The organism is Candidatus Sororendozoicomonas aggregata (assembly GCF_031528575.1).
Lineage (GTDB): Bacteria > Pseudomonadota > Gammaproteobacteria > Pseudomonadales > Endozoicomonadaceae > Endonucleibacter > Endonucleibacter aggregata.
Window position 1 is genome coordinate 1 of sequence record NZ_JAVLSP010000031.1, and the last position, 18676, is coordinate 18676.

Sequence of the window (18676 nt, forward strand, 5' to 3'; positions counted from 1 at the left end):
GAAAGCATAAGTCCGACAGGCTCCAAGGCTATTGGCTGAGCTGCTGTCCACTACGAGGCTGTGCGTGAAAGGCATGACCACTGACGTCTTTGCTGTCATCCCCCATTAAATACAAATACAAAGGCATAATGGCTTCGGGCGGTGTTTTAGTGGTGGGGTCCTCTCCGGGGAAAGCCGCTGCTCGCATTGCTGTGCGGGTGCCACCCGGGTTCAGGCTGTTGCAGCGTACATGGCTGATGCCGTCTTCTTCATCGGCCAGGGTTTGCATTAATCCTTCCGTTGCGAATTTTGATACACAATAAGCGCCCCAGTAAGCTCGCCCCTGGTGACCAACGCTCGATGAAGTAAACACCACAGAAGCGCTGTCGGCTTTGCGCAATAAAGGCAAGAGTTCGCGGGTCAGTAAAAAGGGGGCATTGATATTCACTTGCATCACCTTTTGCCAATTATCCATGTCGTATTGGCTGATGGGCTTGAGGGCACCCAGTAATCCCGCGTTATGCAATAGCCCATCAAGCCGGCCAAAGGTTTCCCTCAAAGTGTCTGCCAGTTTTCCATAATCTTCTTCAGTCGCTCCGGTAAGGTCCATGGGGTAAATGGCCGCTTGTGAGTATCCGTTAGCTTCTATCTCATCATAGACAGCCTCCAGCTTTGAGATGGTCCGTCCAAGCAGAATGACTGTCGCGCCGAACTTTGCGTAAGTGAGGGCAGCAGCGCGTCCAATCCCACTACCTGCCCCTGTCACCAGAATGATGCGGTCTTTTAATAAATCAGGGGGTGCCTGGTATTCAAACATCGTTGTCTCTACCAAAAAAGGAAAGACATTACTGTAGAGGCAAGGAATACATTTTTAAACGGTTTCAAGGAAAAAATACGGATCGTCTTTCACTGACTGTGGACACTTTTGTGTGGCATACCGTTGTATGAATGCTTAGGAGCCTGTTGATCTGCAAGACAGTTTCAGGGGTGTGGGGGGTAGGGTAGCGAAAAGTAAAAAATTGTGAAAATCACGGCCTGTCTGTCATCAATTTATCATGAAACTGACATCCTTTTTACATCTGTTTGACTTATTTCTCCCCTAGGCTTTTCCCGAAAAATAACCAGGAAAAAGTGAGTACGCCTGTGAGGGTAGTGAGTTCGATATTACTGGTCATTTTTCCGCTATTGCTAAGTGGCTGTAACCAAGGTGCAACAGATACCAGTATCGGTGACAGTAACACTAATGAAGACCATTGCCCCGTTGACTAAACAGTATAGGTAGTCGTTATTATGCAAACCTCGTTGACTCGTCGCAAGTTTTTAAAGGTGTCAGGTGCTGGGTTAGCTGGCGTGGCAGGTTCAGGGCTGTTTCCAGCTTCAATCATGAAGGCTTTAGCTATTGAGGCAAATAATACCCATGGCAATATCAATGACGTGGAACATGTGGTTATCCTGATGCAGGAAAACCGGGCTTTTGACCACTATTTTGGCAAGTTGGAGGGGGTTCGTGGTTTTGCTGATCGCCACCTTGTTCCTACCGTGTATGGTGACGTCTGGAAGCAAAAATATAAGGGGCAGGGAGGGGAGCGTTTTATTTATCCGTATCATCTGGATGCAAAACAGGGTAATGCGCAACGTGTGAACGGGACACCCCATACTTACCCGGATGCTCATGACGCTTGGGATAAGGGGCGCATGAGTGATTGGCCAACCCATAAAAAACAGCAGTCGATGGCCTACTACACAGAGACGGAATTACCTTTTCAGTTTGCCCTGGCAAATGCTTTTACTGTCTGTGATGAATACTATTGCTCGTTTCAGGGAGGGACTACCCCCAACCGGATCTTTCATTGGACAGGTGTTAATCATCACGACTATGACCCCAATCCACCGGCCATTAATAATGATTTTGATTACCTCGGCCCATCCAGTAAAGGCTACACATGGACAACATACCCTGAACGTCTGGAGCGGGCAGGTATCCGCTGGAAAGTCTATCAGAACTTACCTGATAATTTTGGCGATAACCCGCTCGCTGGTTTCAGGCAGTACCGGCGGGCCAATGAATTAAAAGGGAATAATTCTAATGGTGCGCCTCACCCCCAATGGAATGAAGATGATAACGACATCAGTCCTTTACTGAAGGGGGTCGCCAATACCATGGATGCTGAAGGCTTAATGAACACGCTTAAGGAAGATATTGCCAATAAGACCTTGCCGCAAGTGTCATGGATTGTCGCGCCTGCGACCTATTCTGAACACCCGGGACCTTCATCGCCAGTACAGGGAGGCTGGTATACTCAGGAAGTCCTTGACGCATTAACCAGCGATCCGGATACCTGGAGTAAAACAGTACTGATTATCAACTTTGATGAAAATGACGGTTTCTTTGACCATATGCCGCCACCTTGTCCGCCTTCTCTGAGCGATGGGGCTTTTCAGGGTGAAAGTACTGTCAGTCTGACAAAGGAATATCATACGGACAGCCAGCCTTATGGCCCGGGCCCAAGGGTTCCAGCGTTAATTATCTCTCCCTGGAGCCGGGGAGGCTGGGTTAATTCACAGGTGTTTGATCATACGTCGGTGATACAGTTTCTGGAAAAGCGCTTTGGCGTGATTGAAGAGAATATTTCACCCTTCCGTCGTGCGGTTTGCGGTGATTTATTATCGGCGTTTAATTTTGAAAACCCCAATGAAGAGCCATTGCCGTCGCTGCCAGAATTGACAAAAAATGAAGCTGATACAGTGAGGGCTGAACAGGAACAACTCCCGCAGATTGACCCACCGGATGAAGCAAATCAGTTACCCCCGTTTACAACGGCGGGTATTCGCCCATCAAGAGCTCTTCCTTATGAATTACACGTCAATGCGTTTGTAAATATTGACCAGTTCTCCGTTACGCTGACGATGACCAATAATGGTAAGCAGGGCGCGGTTATCCATGTCTATGATCAACTGAATCTGGACAAGATACCCCGACGGTTTGTGATTGGCGCCGGTGATACCGTGCGGGGAACCTGGCCGGTATCCCTTGAGGGCAATAAGTATGATTTGTGGGTGCTCTCTGCCAATGGCTTTCATCGTCAGTTCAAGGGAGTCTGCGAACAGCAGCAGAACCAGGAAGTTTCTGTCTGTTATGGCGTAAACCAGGAAACCCCATCGGTTCTGGTCAGACTGGAAAATCACGCCGAGGAAGATAAGACGGTGATTGTCGATTTTTCAGCCTACGATCCAGGCAACAAGGCAACCATCACGCTGGCTGCGGGTGAGAAAACGTCTGTTGAGCAGTTTGTCAAGGGTGCGTCCAACTGGTATGAGCTGGTGGTCAGTGTCGAAGGAGGGGAGACGTTCAGGCGCTATTGCGGCAGGGTTGAAAGTGGCCTTCATGGCTTTTCAGACCCTTTAATGGGGTTAGCGAACGATAGCCGTGTATCATGAACATGAACGCTATCTTTCGACCCAGTAAGTTCATAGGGAAAAAAGCGCTGGTTTTTTTCGCGGCGGTGTTGAACGCATCCATCATGGATAAGGCTTATAGCCTGGATGTTTTTCTTGAAGTGACAAATAAAATACCACCAGGTCATAGGTATTACTCAAAAAAAGGCTACACCGTTAAAGCTAATGGCAGAGGCGCCTGTATGTACGGTGTGTATGGCCTTTCTTCATCTACTGCCACTTATGGTGGCCAGACTGGTAGTATAGGCATACATTATGCGTCCGCCGGGTTGTGCGCGTTCAAGAAAAGCACGCAGAAATTTAAAGTGATCAATAATGATACAGGCGATACTATCGGCACGTTTACCTGGAAAAAGCCGGCAGGGGGTATTTATCATGTAATAATGAAAGACAAGCCTCGCTACTTTAAGTTCGTTAAAACGTACCATGATGCCAAGCCTGATGCGCTGAATTTCTGGTTAGAAACATTGCCTCCGATCCACCTGTAAACAATCAGGACGCGATACCAATCTTTTATCGAAATCGCGAAAAACCCCGTATTTCTGGAGGGTGTCGCGAAACGCTTAATTTTCTCCGTCGTCATCCCGTACGGGGATTGTAAGGGATCTATGCCACAAGGACGTGAATCACTAAACCCGCATGACGCATGCTGTTAGAGTGCCTTCCATAGAGTGTGGTTCCTTACATTCCCTGTACAGGATGACGATGCGGGGTGTATTTCAGCGTTTTGCGACAGACAGCCTCTTAAGCGCCAATTAAACGACCATGGTCAAAAATAGATGGTGGGTGTGAGCGTTTACTATAGCCATGACGGTATCCGGGCCATTTAACAGGGCATAAGCTGGGGTTCGGGCAGTTGCCATTGATGGGCTTGTAACCATTGATGGATGTCGGTCATCGTATTGGCCTGATAATCTGCCTGCCATTCACTGGGACAGTCGTCATCGGGTATATAGCCGTAGAGCGCGGCAATCGTCACCATGCCAGCGCGCTTACCCGCTTCAATATCCCGTTGATGATCACCAATATAAACGCAGTTTTCAGGGTTGCAGTTGGCTTGTTCGCAGGCCAGTAGCAGTGCCTGGGGGTCAGGCTTTGGCTTGGCCACATGTTCCGGGCAAACCGTTGCGGCAGAGCGGTGGGTGAGTTGTGCCTGTGCCAGTATTGGTGTTGTATAGGCGATGGGCTTGTTGGTGACAATGCCCCAGGTGATGCTGCGTTGGTCAAGTTCGTTTAGCAATTGGCTGGCCCCTGGGTAAAGCGTGGCCGGTGCCTGACGGAGAGGTTGATTAATATGCCGTCCATAATGCGTTAAAAATAACTGCTGTTTTGCCCTCATCTGAGGGTGTTCATGGGGTATATCCAATACCAGGCTGACCAGTACTTTTGAGCCGGCTGAAATATGCTGACGAATGACATCCTCTTCAAGGGGCGGGCGTTGATGGTCAGTGGCAAACTGGTTCAGTGCCACAACAAAATCGGCGGCGGTGTCCATAAGAGTGCCATCCAGGTCAAAAAATACACCTTCAATAACTTGGGATTTTTTCATAAGCATCTTTTTTACCTTTTCCACCTTTTTTACCTTTTCCACCTTTTCCACCTTTTTATTGTTGTTTTATCCATCATGCTGTGAATGAATCAGGTAGTTAACGCTGGTATCCCCTTTTTTCAAACGGTACACCCTGGTCACAGGGTTGTAGGTCATACCAAAGATATCTTTCATTCGCAGATCGGCCTGTCGCATCCACTGGTTGAGTTCATGGGGTTTGATAAATTTGCTGTGCTCATGGGTTCCTTTGGGCAACAGGTTCAAGATATATTCTGCGCCGATAATAGCAAATAACCAAGACTTGGCGTTACGGTTTAGCGTGGCAAAAAATACATGACCACCCGGTTTGACCAGTTTGCCGCAGGCTTTTACCACGGAAGAGGGGTCAGGGACATGCTCAAGCATTTCCATACAGGTGACCACATCAAAGCTTTGGGGTTGCCCTTCGGCCAGTTCTTCCACAGGGATTTTCCGGTAATTGACATCAATACCGGACTCAAGGCTGTGCAGGCGCGCAACAGAAAGAGGGGCTTCGCCCATGTCAATGCCTGTGACCTTCGCGCCGCGCAAGGCCATGGATTCACTTAAAATCCCGCCGCCGCAGCCTACATCCAGCACGCTCTTGCCGGCCAGACCAACGCGCTCATCAATAAAGTTAAGGCGTAGCGGGTTAATTTCATGCAGGGGTTTAAACTCACTGGCCGGGTCCCACCACCGGCTTGCCAGCTGTTCAAACTTGTGGATTTCTCCCGGATCAACATTCTGGGCAGATCGCGTTTCGCTCATGGGGCTGTCTACTCTCTTTATTCGCTCATATTGCCAGTAGTATATCGAGGGTTTCCGTTAAGTTCAGCTTAATCCCCCCCTGGGGCTAGAGAAGAACGAAAGTCTTGATGCAAAAGGCTCCATAGAAGGGTTTTATTGCGTTTTCAGAGATCTGAAAACTCGCCGGCAGGAGGGGTAATGTGATATTCTGGAGTTTTGAATATCAAGTGCTGCTGGCTGGACATGGTGGCCAGGAGCCTGTCGGGCTTAAGCTTTCGAGCATGAAATTCAGTAGAGCGAGTCAGATTTTTCGATGGATTTGTGCGAATAGTTGACCTATTTAAGCAAATTTATCGGAAAATATGGCCGCGCTTTCTCGCATTTTCTGGATTTTAGGCCGAAATTGCCTTAAGTCCGACAGGCTCCTGGGGGCGGTCTGCGTAAGCAGCTGCGTTTTGTTGATGTTGGCAGGAATGGGTTTAACTACTTTACCTGCCAGAGCGATCGACAGTTTGCTGGCTCCTGGCCCTGCGGATCGGGTAAGGAGGCTATTTCCTATCCGGTGGGCGCAAGCAAAAGGATGACTGATTTTCCATGACTGATATCGCCAAAGAGATTTTACCAATAAATATTGAAGATGAACTCAAGCAGTCTTATCTGGACTATGCCATGAGTGTCATCGTTGGGCGTGCGTTACCGGATGTGCGCGATGGCCTTAAACCTGTTCACCGCCGTGTGCTGTTCGCTATGAACGAGCTTGGGAATGACTGGAATAAAGGGTACAAGAAATCTGCTCGTATCGTCGGGGACGTGATCGGTAAGTACCACCCCCACGGTGACAGCGCGGTATACGATACCATCGTTAGAATGGCACAGCCGTTCTCTTTACGCTACATGCTGGTGGATGGTCAGGGTAACTTTGGCTCTATTGATGGTGATTCAGCTGCCGCCATGCGATACACGGAGATTCGCATGGACAAGGTGGCGCACCAGTTGCTGGCAGATCTTGAAAAAGAAACCGTTGACTATGTGGATAACTACGACGGCACCGAGAAAATTCCTGCTGTTCTGCCGACACGCATTCCTAACCTGTTGGTCAATGGTTCAGCCGGTATTGCCGTGGGCATGGCCACCAATATTCCCCCCCACAACCTGAGTGAAGTCATCAGTGGTTGTCTTGCTCTGATTGACAACGAAGTGATTACCATTGATGAGTTAATGGAACATATTCCGGGGCCGGATTTCCCCACTGCCGGGATCATCAATGGTCGGGCGGGTATTTTGCAGGCATACCGTTGTGGCCGTGGACGTATTTATATTCGTGCCAGGGCCGATGTTGAACACGATGAAAAGCGCAATAAAAGCACGATCGTTGTATCAGAGCTTCCGTACCAGGTCAATAAGGCGCGCTTGATTGAAAAAATCGCTGAGCTGGTCAAGGAAAAGAAAATCGAAGGTATCGCTGAACTGCGTGATGAGTCTGATAAAGATGGCATGCGTATGGTGATTGAGCTGCGTCGGGGCGAAAATGCCGACGTGGTGTTGAATAACTTGTACGCGCAAACGCAGATGGAAAATGTGTTTGGCATTAATGTTGTTGCCCTGGTGGATGGGCAGCCAAAACTGCTGAACCTGAAACAATTGCTGGAAGCCTTTATCCGCCATCGCCGTGAAGTGGTAACGCGCCGGACGGTATTTGAATTGCGTAAAGCCCGTGAGCGGGGGCATATTCTGGAAGGACTGGCTGTTGCCTTGTCCAATATTGATCCGGTCATCCAGGCCATTAAAGCTTCGCCCTCTTCCGCTGATGCTAAAGACACGCTGATGCGTCAAAGCTGGAATCCGGGGCATGTTCTGGCTATGGCTGAGCGTGCCGGTGCCGATGCCTGTCGCCCGGATGAATTGCCGGAGGCTTACGGCCTGCGTGATGGGCAATACCATTTATCGCCGTCCCAGGCGCAGGCCATTTTGGACATGAAACTGCATCGTTTGACTGGGCTGGAACATGAAAAATTGTTGACGGAATACCGTGAGCTGTTGGGGCGAATTGCCGAGTTAGTGTTGATTTTGTCTGACCCTGAACGTCTGCGTCAGGTGATTCGTAAAGAGCTGGAAGATGTGCGTGATGAGTTTGGTGATGAGCGCCGCACAGACATCACCAGCTCACGCCGGGATCTTACCATTGAAGATCTCATTGATGAAGAAGACATGGTGGTTACCCTGTCCCATGGGGGGTATGCCAAGACAACACCGTTGGATACCTATCAGGCGCAAAAACGCGGTGGCCGTGGTAAATCGGCGGCATCGGTAAAAGAGGAAGACTATGTAGAGCATATGCTGGTGGCGAATACGCATACCCAGATTATGTGCTTCTCCAGTCGGGGTAAGGTGTATTGGCTGAAGGTGTACCAGATTCCTCAGGCGGGCCGGACCTCCCGCGGTCGTCCGCTGGTGAACATCCTGTCACTGGAAAAAGACGAGCGGATTACCGCCGTACTGCCCGTTGAGGAATACGCTGAAGGTCATTATGTGTTCATGGCGACACAGCGCGGTATCGTGAAAAAAGTCCCTCTGACACAGTTCTCCAGGCCACGTAACAGTGGTTTGATCGCGCTGGCTCTGGAAGAGGATGATACCTTGGTGGGGGCAGAGATTACTCACGGTGATGCCCAGGTTATGCTGCTGTCCAACGCCGGTAAAGCCATTCGCTTTGACGAAAATGACGTGCGGGCTATGGGGCGAACCGCTCGTGGTGTCAGGGGTATGAAGCTTTTGGGTGACCAGCGGGTGATATCGCTGATTATCCCTGATGACCATGCGCAAATTCTCACGGCCAGTGAAAATGGTTTTGGCAAACGTACCTCCGTGAATGACTTCCGCCAGACAGGCCGTGGTGGCCAGGGTGTTATTGCCATGCAGTGCAACGAGCGAAATGGTGAGTTGGTGGGGGCTATTCAGGTAACACAGGGTGAGGAGATTATGCTGATCTCTGACCAGGGTACGTTAGTGCGGACCCGGGTGAATGAAGTATCCAGCACGGGACGAAATACCCAAGGTGTTACGCTGATTAAAGTAAGTGCCAATGAAAAGTTGGTGGGTGTTGCCCGGGTGGCTGAGATTGAACAGCTCGAAGACGTGTCTGTTGGTGATGCCTAGATGCCTAGATGCCTAGATGCCTAGAGAGTGTTCTCAATCAGGCATGTGTCCAGCCAGTGGTGATGGCAGAGGACGTTAATGGGGTATCAGAGCCCGGCGACATTGGCCGGGCGGTTACCTGATGAAGCCGTCTTACCTGAGAAGCCGTCTTAAAAGTTGTGCTGTGACTTTTACCCCTTTCAGGGTAAGCAAAAGCCTGTTCCTTTCAGAAGGTGAGAGCTTTTTCGTTAGGCTTTTTTAAACGCTCCGAGCTTGATATATTGTTCTCCTGATTAACGCGCTATCTTATACTGATCGCATTTTCTAACTCGTCTATTACGGTGGTTATCTGAGGGGAAATCCTGTGTTGAAGTTTCTCACCATAGGAGCCTGTCGGACTTATGCTTTCGAGCATAAAATTCAGTAGGGCGAGTCAGAATTTTCGATCAATTTGTGCCAATAGTTGACCTATTTAAGCAAATAGATCGGAAATTCTGGCCGCGCTTTCTGGATTTTAGGCCGACATTGTCTTAAGCCGGACAGGCTCCTGGTGCCGAATCAGTTTGATAGCCGCCGTGGCGCGTGTGTTGCTTGTTTACTGTCGTGTAATTTCTGGACTGCTTTTGGAGGACGCTGTCAGATGGATGGTGAAATGAATGCATTGATTTTGCAGCCAAAAGGGCACGTGTATAATTTTTCAGCCGGCCCGGCCCCTCTCCCCAGGGCGGTGCTTGAGCAGGCGAAAGACGAACTGCTGAACTGGAATCAGCTCCATGCGTCGGTGATGGAAGTCAGTCACAGGGGGAAAGCGTTTATTCGCCTGGCAGAAGAGTCCGAACAGGATTTACGGGATCTGTTAGTGATACCTGAGAATTATCGTGTGCTCTTTTTGCAAGGAGGCGCTCGTGGGCAATTTGCGGCTGTGCCGTTGAATATTAAAGGGGATAAAACCTCGGCGGATTATGTCAATAGTGGGCATTGGTCGCAATCGGCAATAAAAGAAGGGCAGCGCTATTTGAACGCCAGGGTTGTGGCTGACGGGAAAGCATCGGGTTTTACGACAATGCCGGATCAAAGGGAATGGCGATTGTCCTCCGACGCGGCTTATTTGCACTATACCCCAAATGAAACGATTGGGGGGCTTGCGTTTCCGTTTATTCCCGATAGCGCGGGTGTGCCGCTGGTGGCTGATATGTCTTCCACGCTATTATCCGAGCCCCTTGATGTCAGCCGCTTTGGGGTTATCTATGCCGGCGCTCAGAAAAATATAGGCTGTGCAGGGGTTACGCTGGTCATTGTCCGTGATGAGTTATTGGATAAAAGCAGCCCGTTCTGTCCAGCCATTCTGGATTATAAACTACAGGCAGATAAAGGCTCCATGTATAATACGCCGCCTACGTTTGGCTGGTATATTGCCAGTCTGGTGTTTAAGTGGTTGAAAAGCCAGGGGGGGCTGAAGGCCATGGCGGCGGTGAATAAGCGCAAAGCACAAAAACTGTACGGGATGATTGATAAAAGTGGGTTTTATCAAAATACAATCAATACCGCCTGGCGATCAAAAATGAATGTGCCGTTTACCCTGGCTGATACTTCTCTGGAATCGCGCTTTTTGGCAGAAGCAGAGCAGGCGGGCTTTCTTTATTTGAAAGGCCACAGGGCAGTGGGCGGTATGCGTGCCAGTATTTACAATGCGATTCCAGAGCAGCAGGTGTATGCGCTGGTGAATTTTATGGGTGAGTTTGAGCGACGCTACGGCTAGCCCGGATATTTCATAAACTGCCCTGAGAGCCGCAAGGAGCAAGCAAGGCCAGGAGCATGTTTATGAAATATCCGGGCTAGGAGCCTGTCGGGCTTAAGCTTTCGAGCATGAAATTCTGGCCGCGCTTTCTCGCGCTTTCTCGCGTTTTCTTGCGTTTTCTGGATTTTAGGCCGAAATTGTCTTAAGTCCGACAAGCTCCTGGTGACAAGACATGCCTCGGGCCCGTATAAAAATGGCCTTAAACCTGTCTTTTCTCCTTATAAAGGTCAGTATGCGCGGAGTAAGGCGGAACAGGGTCCGGGAGTCAGAACATTGGAAAATAACATGGCAAAAGAAACGCTGGACAGCTTGCGAAAGGCGATTGATGAGCTTGATCAAGATATCATGTCATTAATCAGTCAGCGGGCAAAATGTGCGCAGAAAGTTGCGCGGATCAAGCAGGCTGCGTGCGGTGACTCCGGTGAAAAAGCCGTCTTTTATCGCCCGGAAAGAGAAGCGCAGGTATTACGCAAAATTATGGCGCGTAATCAGGGACCATTAAATGATGAAGAAATGGCCCGGTTATTTCGTGAAATTATGTCAGCCTGTCTGGCGCTCGAAGAGCCTGTGCGTGTGGCCTTCTTAGGGCCTGAAGGCACCTTTACCCAGCAGGCTACCATTAAGCATTTTGGTCATTCAGCTGTGTGTGTCCCTATGGTTGCGATTGATGAAGTGTTTCGTGAAGTGAGCGCGGGTGCGGTGAATTATGGGGTGGTGCCCGTTGAGAACTCCACTGAAGGCGTCATTAATCATACCCTTGACAGTTTTATGGATTCTTCCCTGAAAATCTGCGGTGAAGTGGTGCTGCGTATTCATCATCACCTGATGGTGTCAGAGAATACCCAAAAGGCGCATATTTCTCGTATTTATTCCCATGGTCAGTCACTGGCACAGTGCCGTAAATGGCTGGACGCTCACTGGCCTACAGCTGAGCGTGTTGCTGTCAGTTCCAACGCGGAAGCAGCCAAGCGTATCAGAGGTGAGTGGAACTCAGCGGCTATTGCCGGTGATATGGCGGCGGAGCTTTATGGGTTGGATAGAATTGCCGAAAAGATCGAAGATCAGCCAGATAACTCAACGCGGTTTTTAATTATTGGTCATGACTGCGTGCCTCGCAGTGGTAGCGATAACGACAGGGCGGCGGATAAAACATCCATTGTCGTTAGTATGCGCAATCAGCCAGGTGCCCTTCAGGCTATCCTTGAGCCTTTCCATGTGCATGATATTGATCTGACCCGGGTAGAGACAAGACCTTCCCGTAGCGGTGTCTGGAACTATGTTTTCTTTATCGACTTTGAAGGACATCAGGATGACCCGGTGGTGACTAAAGTGTTGGAACGTCTGAGCGATCGGGTCAATGACATTAAAGTGTTGGGCTCTTATCCAAAAGGGGTACTTTAAACCATGTCGTTAACAGCAACAGGCGCCAGTACCCGTCAATGGGTTGAGGCGGCCAAACCGGGTATACGTTCTTTAAGGCCTTATCAGCCAGGCAAGCCCATTGAGGAGTTGGCAAGGGAGCAGGGGTTGTCTGTGGACACCATTGTCAAGCTAGCCAGCAATGAAAACCCACTGGGGCCAGCCTCTTCAGTGTTATCAGCGATGCGGTCAGCGTTCGCGGACCTTTCTCGCTACCCTGATGCCAATGGCTTTGCCCTGAAAGCCGCGCTGTCTGAAAAGCTGGGGGTTGAGCCTGCCCGGATTACATTAGGTAATGGCTCTAACGATATTCTGGTGCTGCTGGCTGAAGCGTATCTGGGCCCTGGCTTGTCAGCCGTGTATTCCGAATACGCTTTTTTTGTTTACTCCCTGGTGACTCAGGCTTTTGATGCACAAGGGATTGAGGTGCCTTCTACGCGCTGGGGGCATGATTTAACGGCCATGGCAGCAGCACTGAGGCCGGACACACGTATGGTTTTTCTGGCTAATCCGAACAATCCCACCGGTACCCATTTTTCACAGACAGAACTGGTTACTTTTCTTGAGTCTGTGCCAGAGGATGTGTTGGTGATACTGGATGAGGCCTATTTTGAATATATGGCTGTCCCTGAAACCATGCCACTGGTTGACCGGTTTTCTAATCTGGTCATTACGCGGACTTTCTCCAAGGCTTATGGCCTGGCAGGTTGTCGTGTGGGGTATAGCGTATCCCATCCCGATGTTGCTGATATCCTGAACCGTATTCGACAGCCGTTTAATGTGAACAACCTGGGGTTGGTGGCGGCTGAAGCGGCATTAAAGGACACTGATTATCTCGCTAGATCCCGGCAGATTAACCAGGTGGGTATGGCCTTTTTGCAGTCGGGTTTTGACGCTATGGGCCTGATGGTTATTCCATCAGTATGCAATTTTCTTTGTGTGGATGTTGGCTGTGACGCGTTGCCGGTTTATGAGGCAATGCTGGCTCAGGGTGTGATTGTCAGGCCCGTTAACACCTATGGCATGCCCCGCCATTTACGCATTTCAATTGGTGTGCAAAAAGAGAATGAGCGCTGCCTGGAAGTGCTGAAGGCTGTACTTTAGTGTACTTCAGGTTATGAAAAGCAGGTTATGAAAAAACAAAATGATAATGCCCTGGCATCTTCGGTACTGGTTATAGGGTTGGGACTGATTGGCAGCTCGTTTGCGCTGGCGCTGAAACGGGCGAGTGCTGACCGGTTGATCATCGGTTATGATCGCCAGCGGGCAACGATGAAAGAGGCCAAAGCCCTCGGGGTAGTGGATTATTGTCAGCCTTCTTTACCGGAAGCAGTGGCTCAGGCTGATGTTATTTTTCTGTCAGTGCCTATGTTGGGTATGGAACCCGTGTTTGAGCAATTGGCTCAATGTGACCTCAGTGGCAAAGTGATCACCGATGCGGGGAGCTGTAAGGGAGCGCTGGTGTCGGCAGCGCGGTCAGTCTTTGGTGAGGTGCCTGATAATCTGGTTCCGGGCCATCCCATCGCAGGCTCTGAACAAAGTGGCGTGAAAGCAGGCAGGGCTGATCTGTTTTTCGCCCATCATGTGATTTTAACCCCTTTGAGGCAGACAAACCCGCAAGCGGTGACCCTTGTTCAGCAGTTATGGGAAAGTTGTGGCGCCCACGTCAATTTTATGGGGGTTGATCATCATGACCAGGTGTTGGCCTTGACCAGCCACTTGCCGCATTTTATCGCCTTCTCGCTGATGGATTCTTTGGTGGGTGATAAAGAAAGTCACGATGTTTTTCGTTATGCCGCCGGTGGGTTTCGCGACTTTACCCGGATTGCCGGGAGCAATCCCGTTATGTGGCACGATGTGGCTATCAGTAATAAAGCGGCTGTTTTGACATCGTTGGATATGTTCTCGGCAGGTCTGGCAGAGCTTCGTAGCGCTATTGAAAACAGTAATAGCCAAACTTTATTGGAAACTTTTGAGCGTGCGCGTAAAGGCAGAGAGCACTTTGCGTCACTGCTAACGAGAAAACACGCTATGGCCGGTAAAAAAGATGAATTAGCCGTACTGGTGACGCGCCCGGGGGGGGTGTTAGCCGGAGAGGTTCGGGTGCCGGGAGACAAGTCTATCTCTCATCGCGCGGTTATGCTGGGGGCTCTGGCACAGGGCACAACCGTTGTGGATGGTTTTCTTGAAGGAGAGGATGCCCTTGCCACGTTGGCAGCGTTTAAAGCTTTGGGTGTTGATATTCAAGGGCCAGAGCAGGGGCGTGTAACCATTAAGGGGGTGGGCATGCGCGGATTGAAAAAGCCCGAAGGTTCCCTGTACCTCGGGAACGCCGGTACGGCCATGCGACTGATGGCTGGCTTGATGGCACCTCAGGCTTTTGATGTTACCCTCACAGGCGATGAATCCCTGTCAAACCGGCCCATGGGGAGAGTAACACAACCTTTGGCAGATATGGGGGCGATGATTGCCACGGAAGACAAAGGTACGCCGCCGTTGCGCATCACCGGTGGTCAATCACTCAAGGGTATTCACTATAACTTGCCTATGGCTTCGGCGCAGGTGCAGTCCTGTCTGTTGCTGGCGGGTATGTACGCACGGGGACAAACGTCAGTTACCACGCCTGGCATTGTTCGCGACCATACTCAACGGATGCTCAGGGGTTTTGGTTATCAGGTGGATGTTGATGGACAGGTCGTGTCACTTCACGGGGGGGGTACCTTAAAGGCAACGGCTATTGACGTGCCGGCGGATGTGTCATCGGCCGCTTTTTTTATGGTGGCGGCGAGTATTGCTGAAGGGTCTGATATCACCTTGACCCACGTAGGAATAAACCCAACCCGTGCTGGCGTTGTGGATATTCTGCGACTGATGGGGGCTGATATTACGCTGTCTGATGAGCGGCTGGTCGGTGGCGAGCCGGTGGCGGATATACGGGTGAAATCCGCTCCATTAAAAGGTATCGATATTCCCCATGAACTGGTTCCTGTGGCCATTGATGAGTTCCCCGCGTTATTGGTAGCTGCTGCTTGCGCTGAGGGAAAAACGGTATTAACCGGCGCGAAAGAGTTACGCGTTAAAGAGAGCGACCGCATTCAGGCGATGGCCGATGGGTTGCGGATTCTGGGCGTGGATGCTGAGCCTTTGCCAGACGGTATGATTGTCAATGGCGGCAATCCTATTGGTGGCGGTACTGTTGACAGCTTTGGTGATCACCGTATTGCCATGGCTTTTGCCGTTGCGGGTTTGCGGGCAACGGGCGGTGTGCGGATTCTTGACGCTGAAAATATAGGGACTTCCTTCCCGGGCTTTGTGGCGTTGGCCGCTCAGGTGGGTATGCGTATTGCTGAAGAAGGATGATGCGATGGATGCTCAGGCAACTATTCCAGTGATCACCATTGATGGTCCTAGTGGTTCTGGTAAGGGAACGCTGGCTTCCATGCTGTCGAAGGCGTTGGGCTGGAAACTGCTCGACAGCGGCGCTTTGTATCGGCTGACAGCCCTTTGTGCCGTTAAACAGGGTGTCCAGCTGTCTGATGAGGTTGCTGTTGCTGAGTTGGCAGCAAAGCTGGATGTGCAGTTTATTCCCTCAGCGTCTGGCGAAGGGGTGGACACTTTGCTGGAGGGGGAGGCAGTGGGCGCGACCCTCAGAACAGAAGAAACCGGTGCCAAAGCTTCACAGGTGGCCGCGCTCCCTCAGGTTCGAGATGCCCTGCTACAGCGCCAGAAAAATTTTGTGGAAGCGCCTGGTCTGATTGCCGATGGTCGGGATATGGGAACCGTGGTTTTCCCCGATGCGCTGGCTAAATTCTTCCTGACAGCCAGTGCGCGGGAGCGGGCAAACCGACGTATGATTCAGTTGCGTAACCGGGGTGTTTATGGTAATTTTGAGCGTCTTTTGGCTGATATAAAAGCCAGGGATGAGCGAGACGCTAATCGCGCCGTTGCGCCGCTATTGCCAGCCGATGATGCCATCGTCATTGATAGCAGCCTGCTTGCTGTTGATGCGGTTTTTAATCAGTTAATGGCTGAGCTGAAGCAGCGTCGATTACTCTGAAGTCTCCTACAGGTTTATAACGTCTGGCAGATTAACTGGCTAATCTGTCAGGTGCGTTTTTTGGTGGTGTGGCACAGGCAGAGGGCCAGCATTCGTGTTGTCGCACCTGAATACGGTTAACCCGCACAGGCTGGCAGTGTGGATGACAAGTAGCAGAGTTTAGGTGGCTGGTTCGAACCTTGTCGGGCAGGTATAACAGACTCTGTTGCGTAGCGTTGTTACGGGAAAAATCATGAGCGAAAGCTTTGCCGAGTTATTTGAAGAAAGCCTGAAAAATATTGAAATGAAACCCGGTGCCATTGTTAGTGGCGTCGTGGTTGATATCGATAGCGACTGGGTCACTGTGCATGCAGGATTAAAGTCTGAGGGTGTTATCCCCAAGGCGCAGTTCCAGGATGAAAATGGTGAGTTAAGCATCGCGTTGGGCGACGAAGTTCAGGTGGCGCTGGACGCTGTGGAAGACGGCTTTGGTGAAACCCGCCTGTCTCGCGAAAAAGCCAAGCGAATGGAAGCCTGGGGTGAACTTGAGAAGGCCTTTGAAGCTGAAGATATCGTTAAAGGTATTATCAGCGGTAAGGTTAAAGGTGGCTTCACTGTTGATGTCAAGACAATCCGCGCGTTTCTGCCAGGCTCCCTGGTGGATGTCCGTCCTGTGCGTGACACGTCTCACCTGGAAGGCAAAGAACTCGAATTCAAAGTTATCAAGCTGGATCAGAAGCGCAACAACGTCGTTGTTTCCCGTCGGAGCGTTCTGGAAGCTGAAAACAGCGCTGAGCGTGAGCAGCTGTTGAACTCCCTGCAAGAAGGTCTGGAAGTTAAAGGTATCGTTAAGAACCTGACTGACTACGGTGCCTTCGTTGATCTTGGTGGTGTAGACGGCTTGCTGCATATCACTGACATGGCGTGGAAGCGTATTAAGCATCCTGGCGAAATTGTCAACGTTGGTGACGAAATCAACGTCAAGGTGCTGAAGTTTGACCGTGAGCGAAATCGTGTATCCCTGGGCCTGAAGCAGTTGGGCGAAGATCCGTGGGTTGCTATCACCAAGCGCTTCCCGGAAGGTACTCGCGTATCTGGTCGTGTAACCAACCTGACTGACTACGGCTGCTTTGTTGAGCTGGAAGAAGGTGTTGAAGGTCTGGTACACGTTTCCGAAATGGACTGGACTAATAAGAATATTCACCCAAGCAAAGTTGTGGGTCTGGGTGATGAAGTGGAAGTTCAGGTGCTGGATATTGACGAAGAGCGCCGTCGTATTTCTCTGGGTATCAAGCAGTGCAAGACTAACCCATGGGAAGACTTCTCTGGTAACTTCAACAAGGGTGATCGCCTGACGGGTAAGATCAAGTCCATCACTGATTTCGGTATCTTTATCGGTCTGGACGGTGGTATTGACGGCCTGGTTCACCTGTCTGATATTTCCTGGAACGAGACTGGCGAAGAAGCTGTCCGTCAGTACCGCAAAGGTGAAGAGGTTGAAGCGGTTATTCTGGCTATCGACGCCGAGCGTGAGCGCATCTCCCTGGGCATCAAGCAAATGTCTGAAGACCCTTTCAATGCCTATGCTGGTATCAACGAGAAAGGCTCTATCGTTAAGGGTGTAGTGAAGGAAGTGTCTGCCAAGGCGGCAATGGTTGAGTTGGCAGCAGACGTTCTGGCGACGTTGAAAGCCTCTGAAATCAGTGTTGATCGTGTTGAAGATGCGACGAATGCTCTGAAAGAAGGTGAAGAAATCGAAGCACGCATTATCAGTGTGGATCGTAAAAACCGGAACATCAGCCTGTCTATCAAAGCGAAAGACCAGGCTGAAGAAAAGCAGGCCATCAAGGAATTGCGTAAGCAGGAAGCTGAAGAGTCTACCCCAACGACGATTGGTGACCTGATCAAGGCTCAGATGGAAAACAAATAAGATTGAGGTCTTGTTAAGAGGTCTTGTTAAATAGAGCAACTACCTTATAAAGCCGCGAATGAATTCGTGGCTTTTTTTATGTCTCAGGGCTTCAGGTCACGAGCGCTTCAGGGCGTTGCTTGATTTATAGTGCCCTGTTAGCTAGTGTAGGAAGCATGCGGTGAAGTATATGATAATAAAAGGAGTAGCAGAAAAGGATTAATCGCTATGACCCGATCTGAACTGATCGAACGGATTGCTACAATGCAGGCGCAGCTGTCCGTCAAAGACATTGAGTTGGCAATAAAAGGAATTATTGACCACATGGCGCAGGCTCTGGCCAGCGGTGAGCGTATTGAGATTCGTGGTTTTGGCAGTTTTTCCCTTCATTACCGGGCACCACGTACAGGTAGAAATCCTAAGACAGGGGAGTCCGTTGCGCTACCCGCTAAGTACGTACCCCACTTCAAGCCAGGTAAAGATATGCGTGACCGGGTCAATAATTCTCGTAACAAAACCCAGACGTGCTAATGATAAGATGTGAATGATACAGGGGTAAAAATGCGGTACCCTGTGTGTTTACCTGAGCGTATTGTGCTAATAGAATAATGGCTTTTACCCTTTATTGAT

At 50.3% G+C, this 18676-nt stretch carries 13 protein-coding genes; 10 read left to right on the plus strand and 3 right to left on the minus strand.

The window, feature by feature from the left end; translation table 11 throughout:
* Nucleotides 1-28: 28 nt before the first annotated feature.
* On the minus strand, nt 29-796 hold the full coding sequence (locus V4C51_RS07925; protein ID WP_330925610.1) for a YciK family oxidoreductase: 768 nt from the start codon (nt 794-796) through the stop codon (nt 29-31).
* Nucleotides 797-1269: 473 nt separating this feature from the next.
* Here V4C51_RS07925 and V4C51_RS07930 point away from each other — a divergent pair, with 473 nt between their 5' ends.
* Together V4C51_RS07930 and V4C51_RS07935 are read left to right on the plus strand one after the other, a co-directional pair.
* Entirely contained in the window at nt 1270-3417 is a 2148-nt protein-coding gene (locus V4C51_RS07930) for a phosphocholine-specific phospholipase C (protein ID WP_330925611.1), read from the plus strand.
* Nucleotides 3414-3923, plus strand: a complete 510-nt coding sequence (locus V4C51_RS07935) for a hypothetical protein (RefSeq protein WP_330925612.1) — start codon at nt 3414-3416, stop codon at nt 3921-3923. The genes V4C51_RS07930 and V4C51_RS07935 overlap by 4 nt, the downstream gene beginning before the upstream one ends.
* Before the next feature lie 338 nt (nt 3924-4261).
* Here the strand turns inward: V4C51_RS07935 and V4C51_RS07940 are convergent, their stop codons facing one another.
* The gene (locus tag V4C51_RS07940; protein WP_330925613.1) at nt 4262-5026 is read right to left on the minus strand and encodes an HAD family hydrolase; all 765 of its coding nucleotides are present in this window, start codon (nt 5024-5026) and stop codon (nt 4262-4264) included.
* Nucleotides 5027-5050: 24 nt separating this feature from the next.
* Nucleotides 5051-5770: a bifunctional 2-polyprenyl-6-hydroxyphenol methylase/3-demethylubiquinol 3-O-methyltransferase UbiG gene (ubiG, locus tag V4C51_RS07945; RefSeq protein WP_330925614.1), complete on the minus strand. Its 720-nt coding sequence runs from the start codon at nt 5768-5770 to the stop codon at nt 5051-5053.
* A 573-nt stretch (nt 5771-6343) separates the two neighbouring features.
* Between ubiG and gyrA the strand changes: the two genes are divergently transcribed.
* From gyrA to ihfB, 8 genes are all read left to right on the plus strand, one after another.
* Complete coding sequence (gene gyrA, locus V4C51_RS07950; RefSeq protein WP_330925615.1) at nt 6344-8905, plus strand: DNA gyrase subunit A; 2562 nt, start codon at nt 6344-6346, stop codon at nt 8903-8905.
* A 631-nt stretch (nt 8906-9536) separates the two neighbouring features.
* A complete protein-coding gene (serC, locus tag V4C51_RS07955; RefSeq protein WP_330925616.1) occupies nt 9537-10643 on the plus strand; it encodes a 3-phosphoserine/phosphohydroxythreonine transaminase in 1107 nt (368 codons plus the stop codon).
* 324 nt (nt 10644-10967) lie between these two features.
* On the plus strand, nt 10968-12083 hold the full coding sequence (gene pheA, locus V4C51_RS07960) for a prephenate dehydratase (RefSeq protein ID WP_330925617.1): 1116 nt from the start codon (nt 10968-10970) through the stop codon (nt 12081-12083).
* A 3-nt stretch (nt 12084-12086) separates the two neighbouring features.
* Nucleotides 12087-13205, plus strand: a complete 1119-nt coding sequence (gene hisC / locus V4C51_RS07965) for a histidinol-phosphate transaminase (protein WP_330925618.1) — start codon at nt 12087-12089, stop codon at nt 13203-13205.
* Nucleotides 13206-13232: 27 nt separating this feature from the next.
* Complete coding sequence (locus V4C51_RS07970; protein ID WP_330925619.1) at nt 13233-15461, plus strand: bifunctional prephenate dehydrogenase/3-phosphoshikimate 1-carboxyvinyltransferase; 2229 nt, start codon at nt 13233-13235, stop codon at nt 15459-15461.
* 4 nt (nt 15462-15465) lie between these two features.
* The gene (gene cmk, locus V4C51_RS07975; RefSeq protein WP_330925639.1) at nt 15466-16158 is read left to right on the plus strand and encodes a (d)CMP kinase; all 693 of its coding nucleotides are present in this window, start codon (nt 15466-15468) and stop codon (nt 16156-16158) included.
* A 232-nt stretch (nt 16159-16390) separates the two neighbouring features.
* Complete coding sequence (rpsA, locus tag V4C51_RS07980; RefSeq protein WP_330925620.1) at nt 16391-18067, plus strand: 30S ribosomal protein S1; 1677 nt, start codon at nt 16391-16393, stop codon at nt 18065-18067.
* 207 nt (nt 18068-18274) lie between these two features.
* The gene (ihfB, locus tag V4C51_RS07985) at nt 18275-18577 is read left to right on the plus strand and encodes an integration host factor subunit beta (protein WP_330925621.1); all 303 of its coding nucleotides are present in this window, start codon (nt 18275-18277) and stop codon (nt 18575-18577) included.
* The last annotated feature ends 99 nt before the right edge of the window (nt 18578-18676 follow it).

Bases quoted from the DNA above. Each gene is read 5' to 3' on its own strand.
- pheA (WP_330925617.1), top strand. From the start codon at position 10,968: ATGGCAAAAGAAACGCTGGACAGCTTGCGAAAGGCGATTGATGAGCTT.
- ihfB (WP_330925621.1), top strand. From the start codon at position 18,275: ATGACCCGATCTGAACTGATCGAACGGATTGCTACAATGCAGGCGCAG.
- gyrA (WP_330925615.1), top strand. From the start codon at position 6,344: ATGACTGATATCGCCAAAGAGATTTTACCAATAAATATTGAAGATGAA.
- rpsA (WP_330925620.1), top strand. From the start codon at position 16,391: ATGAGCGAAAGCTTTGCCGAGTTATTTGAAGAAAGCCTGAAAAATATT.
- V4C51_RS07930 (WP_330925611.1), top strand. From the start codon at position 1,270: ATGCAAACCTCGTTGACTCGTCGCAAGTTTTTAAAGGTGTCAGGTGCT.
- V4C51_RS07970 (WP_330925619.1), top strand. From the start codon at position 13,233: ATGAAAAAACAAAATGATAATGCCCTGGCATCTTCGGTACTGGTTATA.
- hisC (WP_330925618.1), top strand. From the start codon at position 12,087: ATGTCGTTAACAGCAACAGGCGCCAGTACCCGTCAATGGGTTGAGGCG.
- cmk (WP_330925639.1), top strand. From the start codon at position 15,466: ATGGATGCTCAGGCAACTATTCCAGTGATCACCATTGATGGTCCTAGT.
- ubiG (WP_330925614.1), bottom strand. From the start codon at position 5,770: ATGAGCGAAACGCGATCTGCCCAGAATGTTGATCCGGGAGAAATCCAC.
- serC (WP_330925616.1), top strand. From the start codon at position 9,537: ATGAATGCATTGATTTTGCAGCCAAAAGGGCACGTGTATAATTTTTCA.
- V4C51_RS07935 (WP_330925612.1), top strand. From the start codon at position 3,414: ATGAACATGAACGCTATCTTTCGACCCAGTAAGTTCATAGGGAAAAAA.
- V4C51_RS07925 (WP_330925610.1), bottom strand. From the start codon at position 796: ATGTTTGAATACCAGGCACCCCCTGATTTATTAAAAGACCGCATCATT.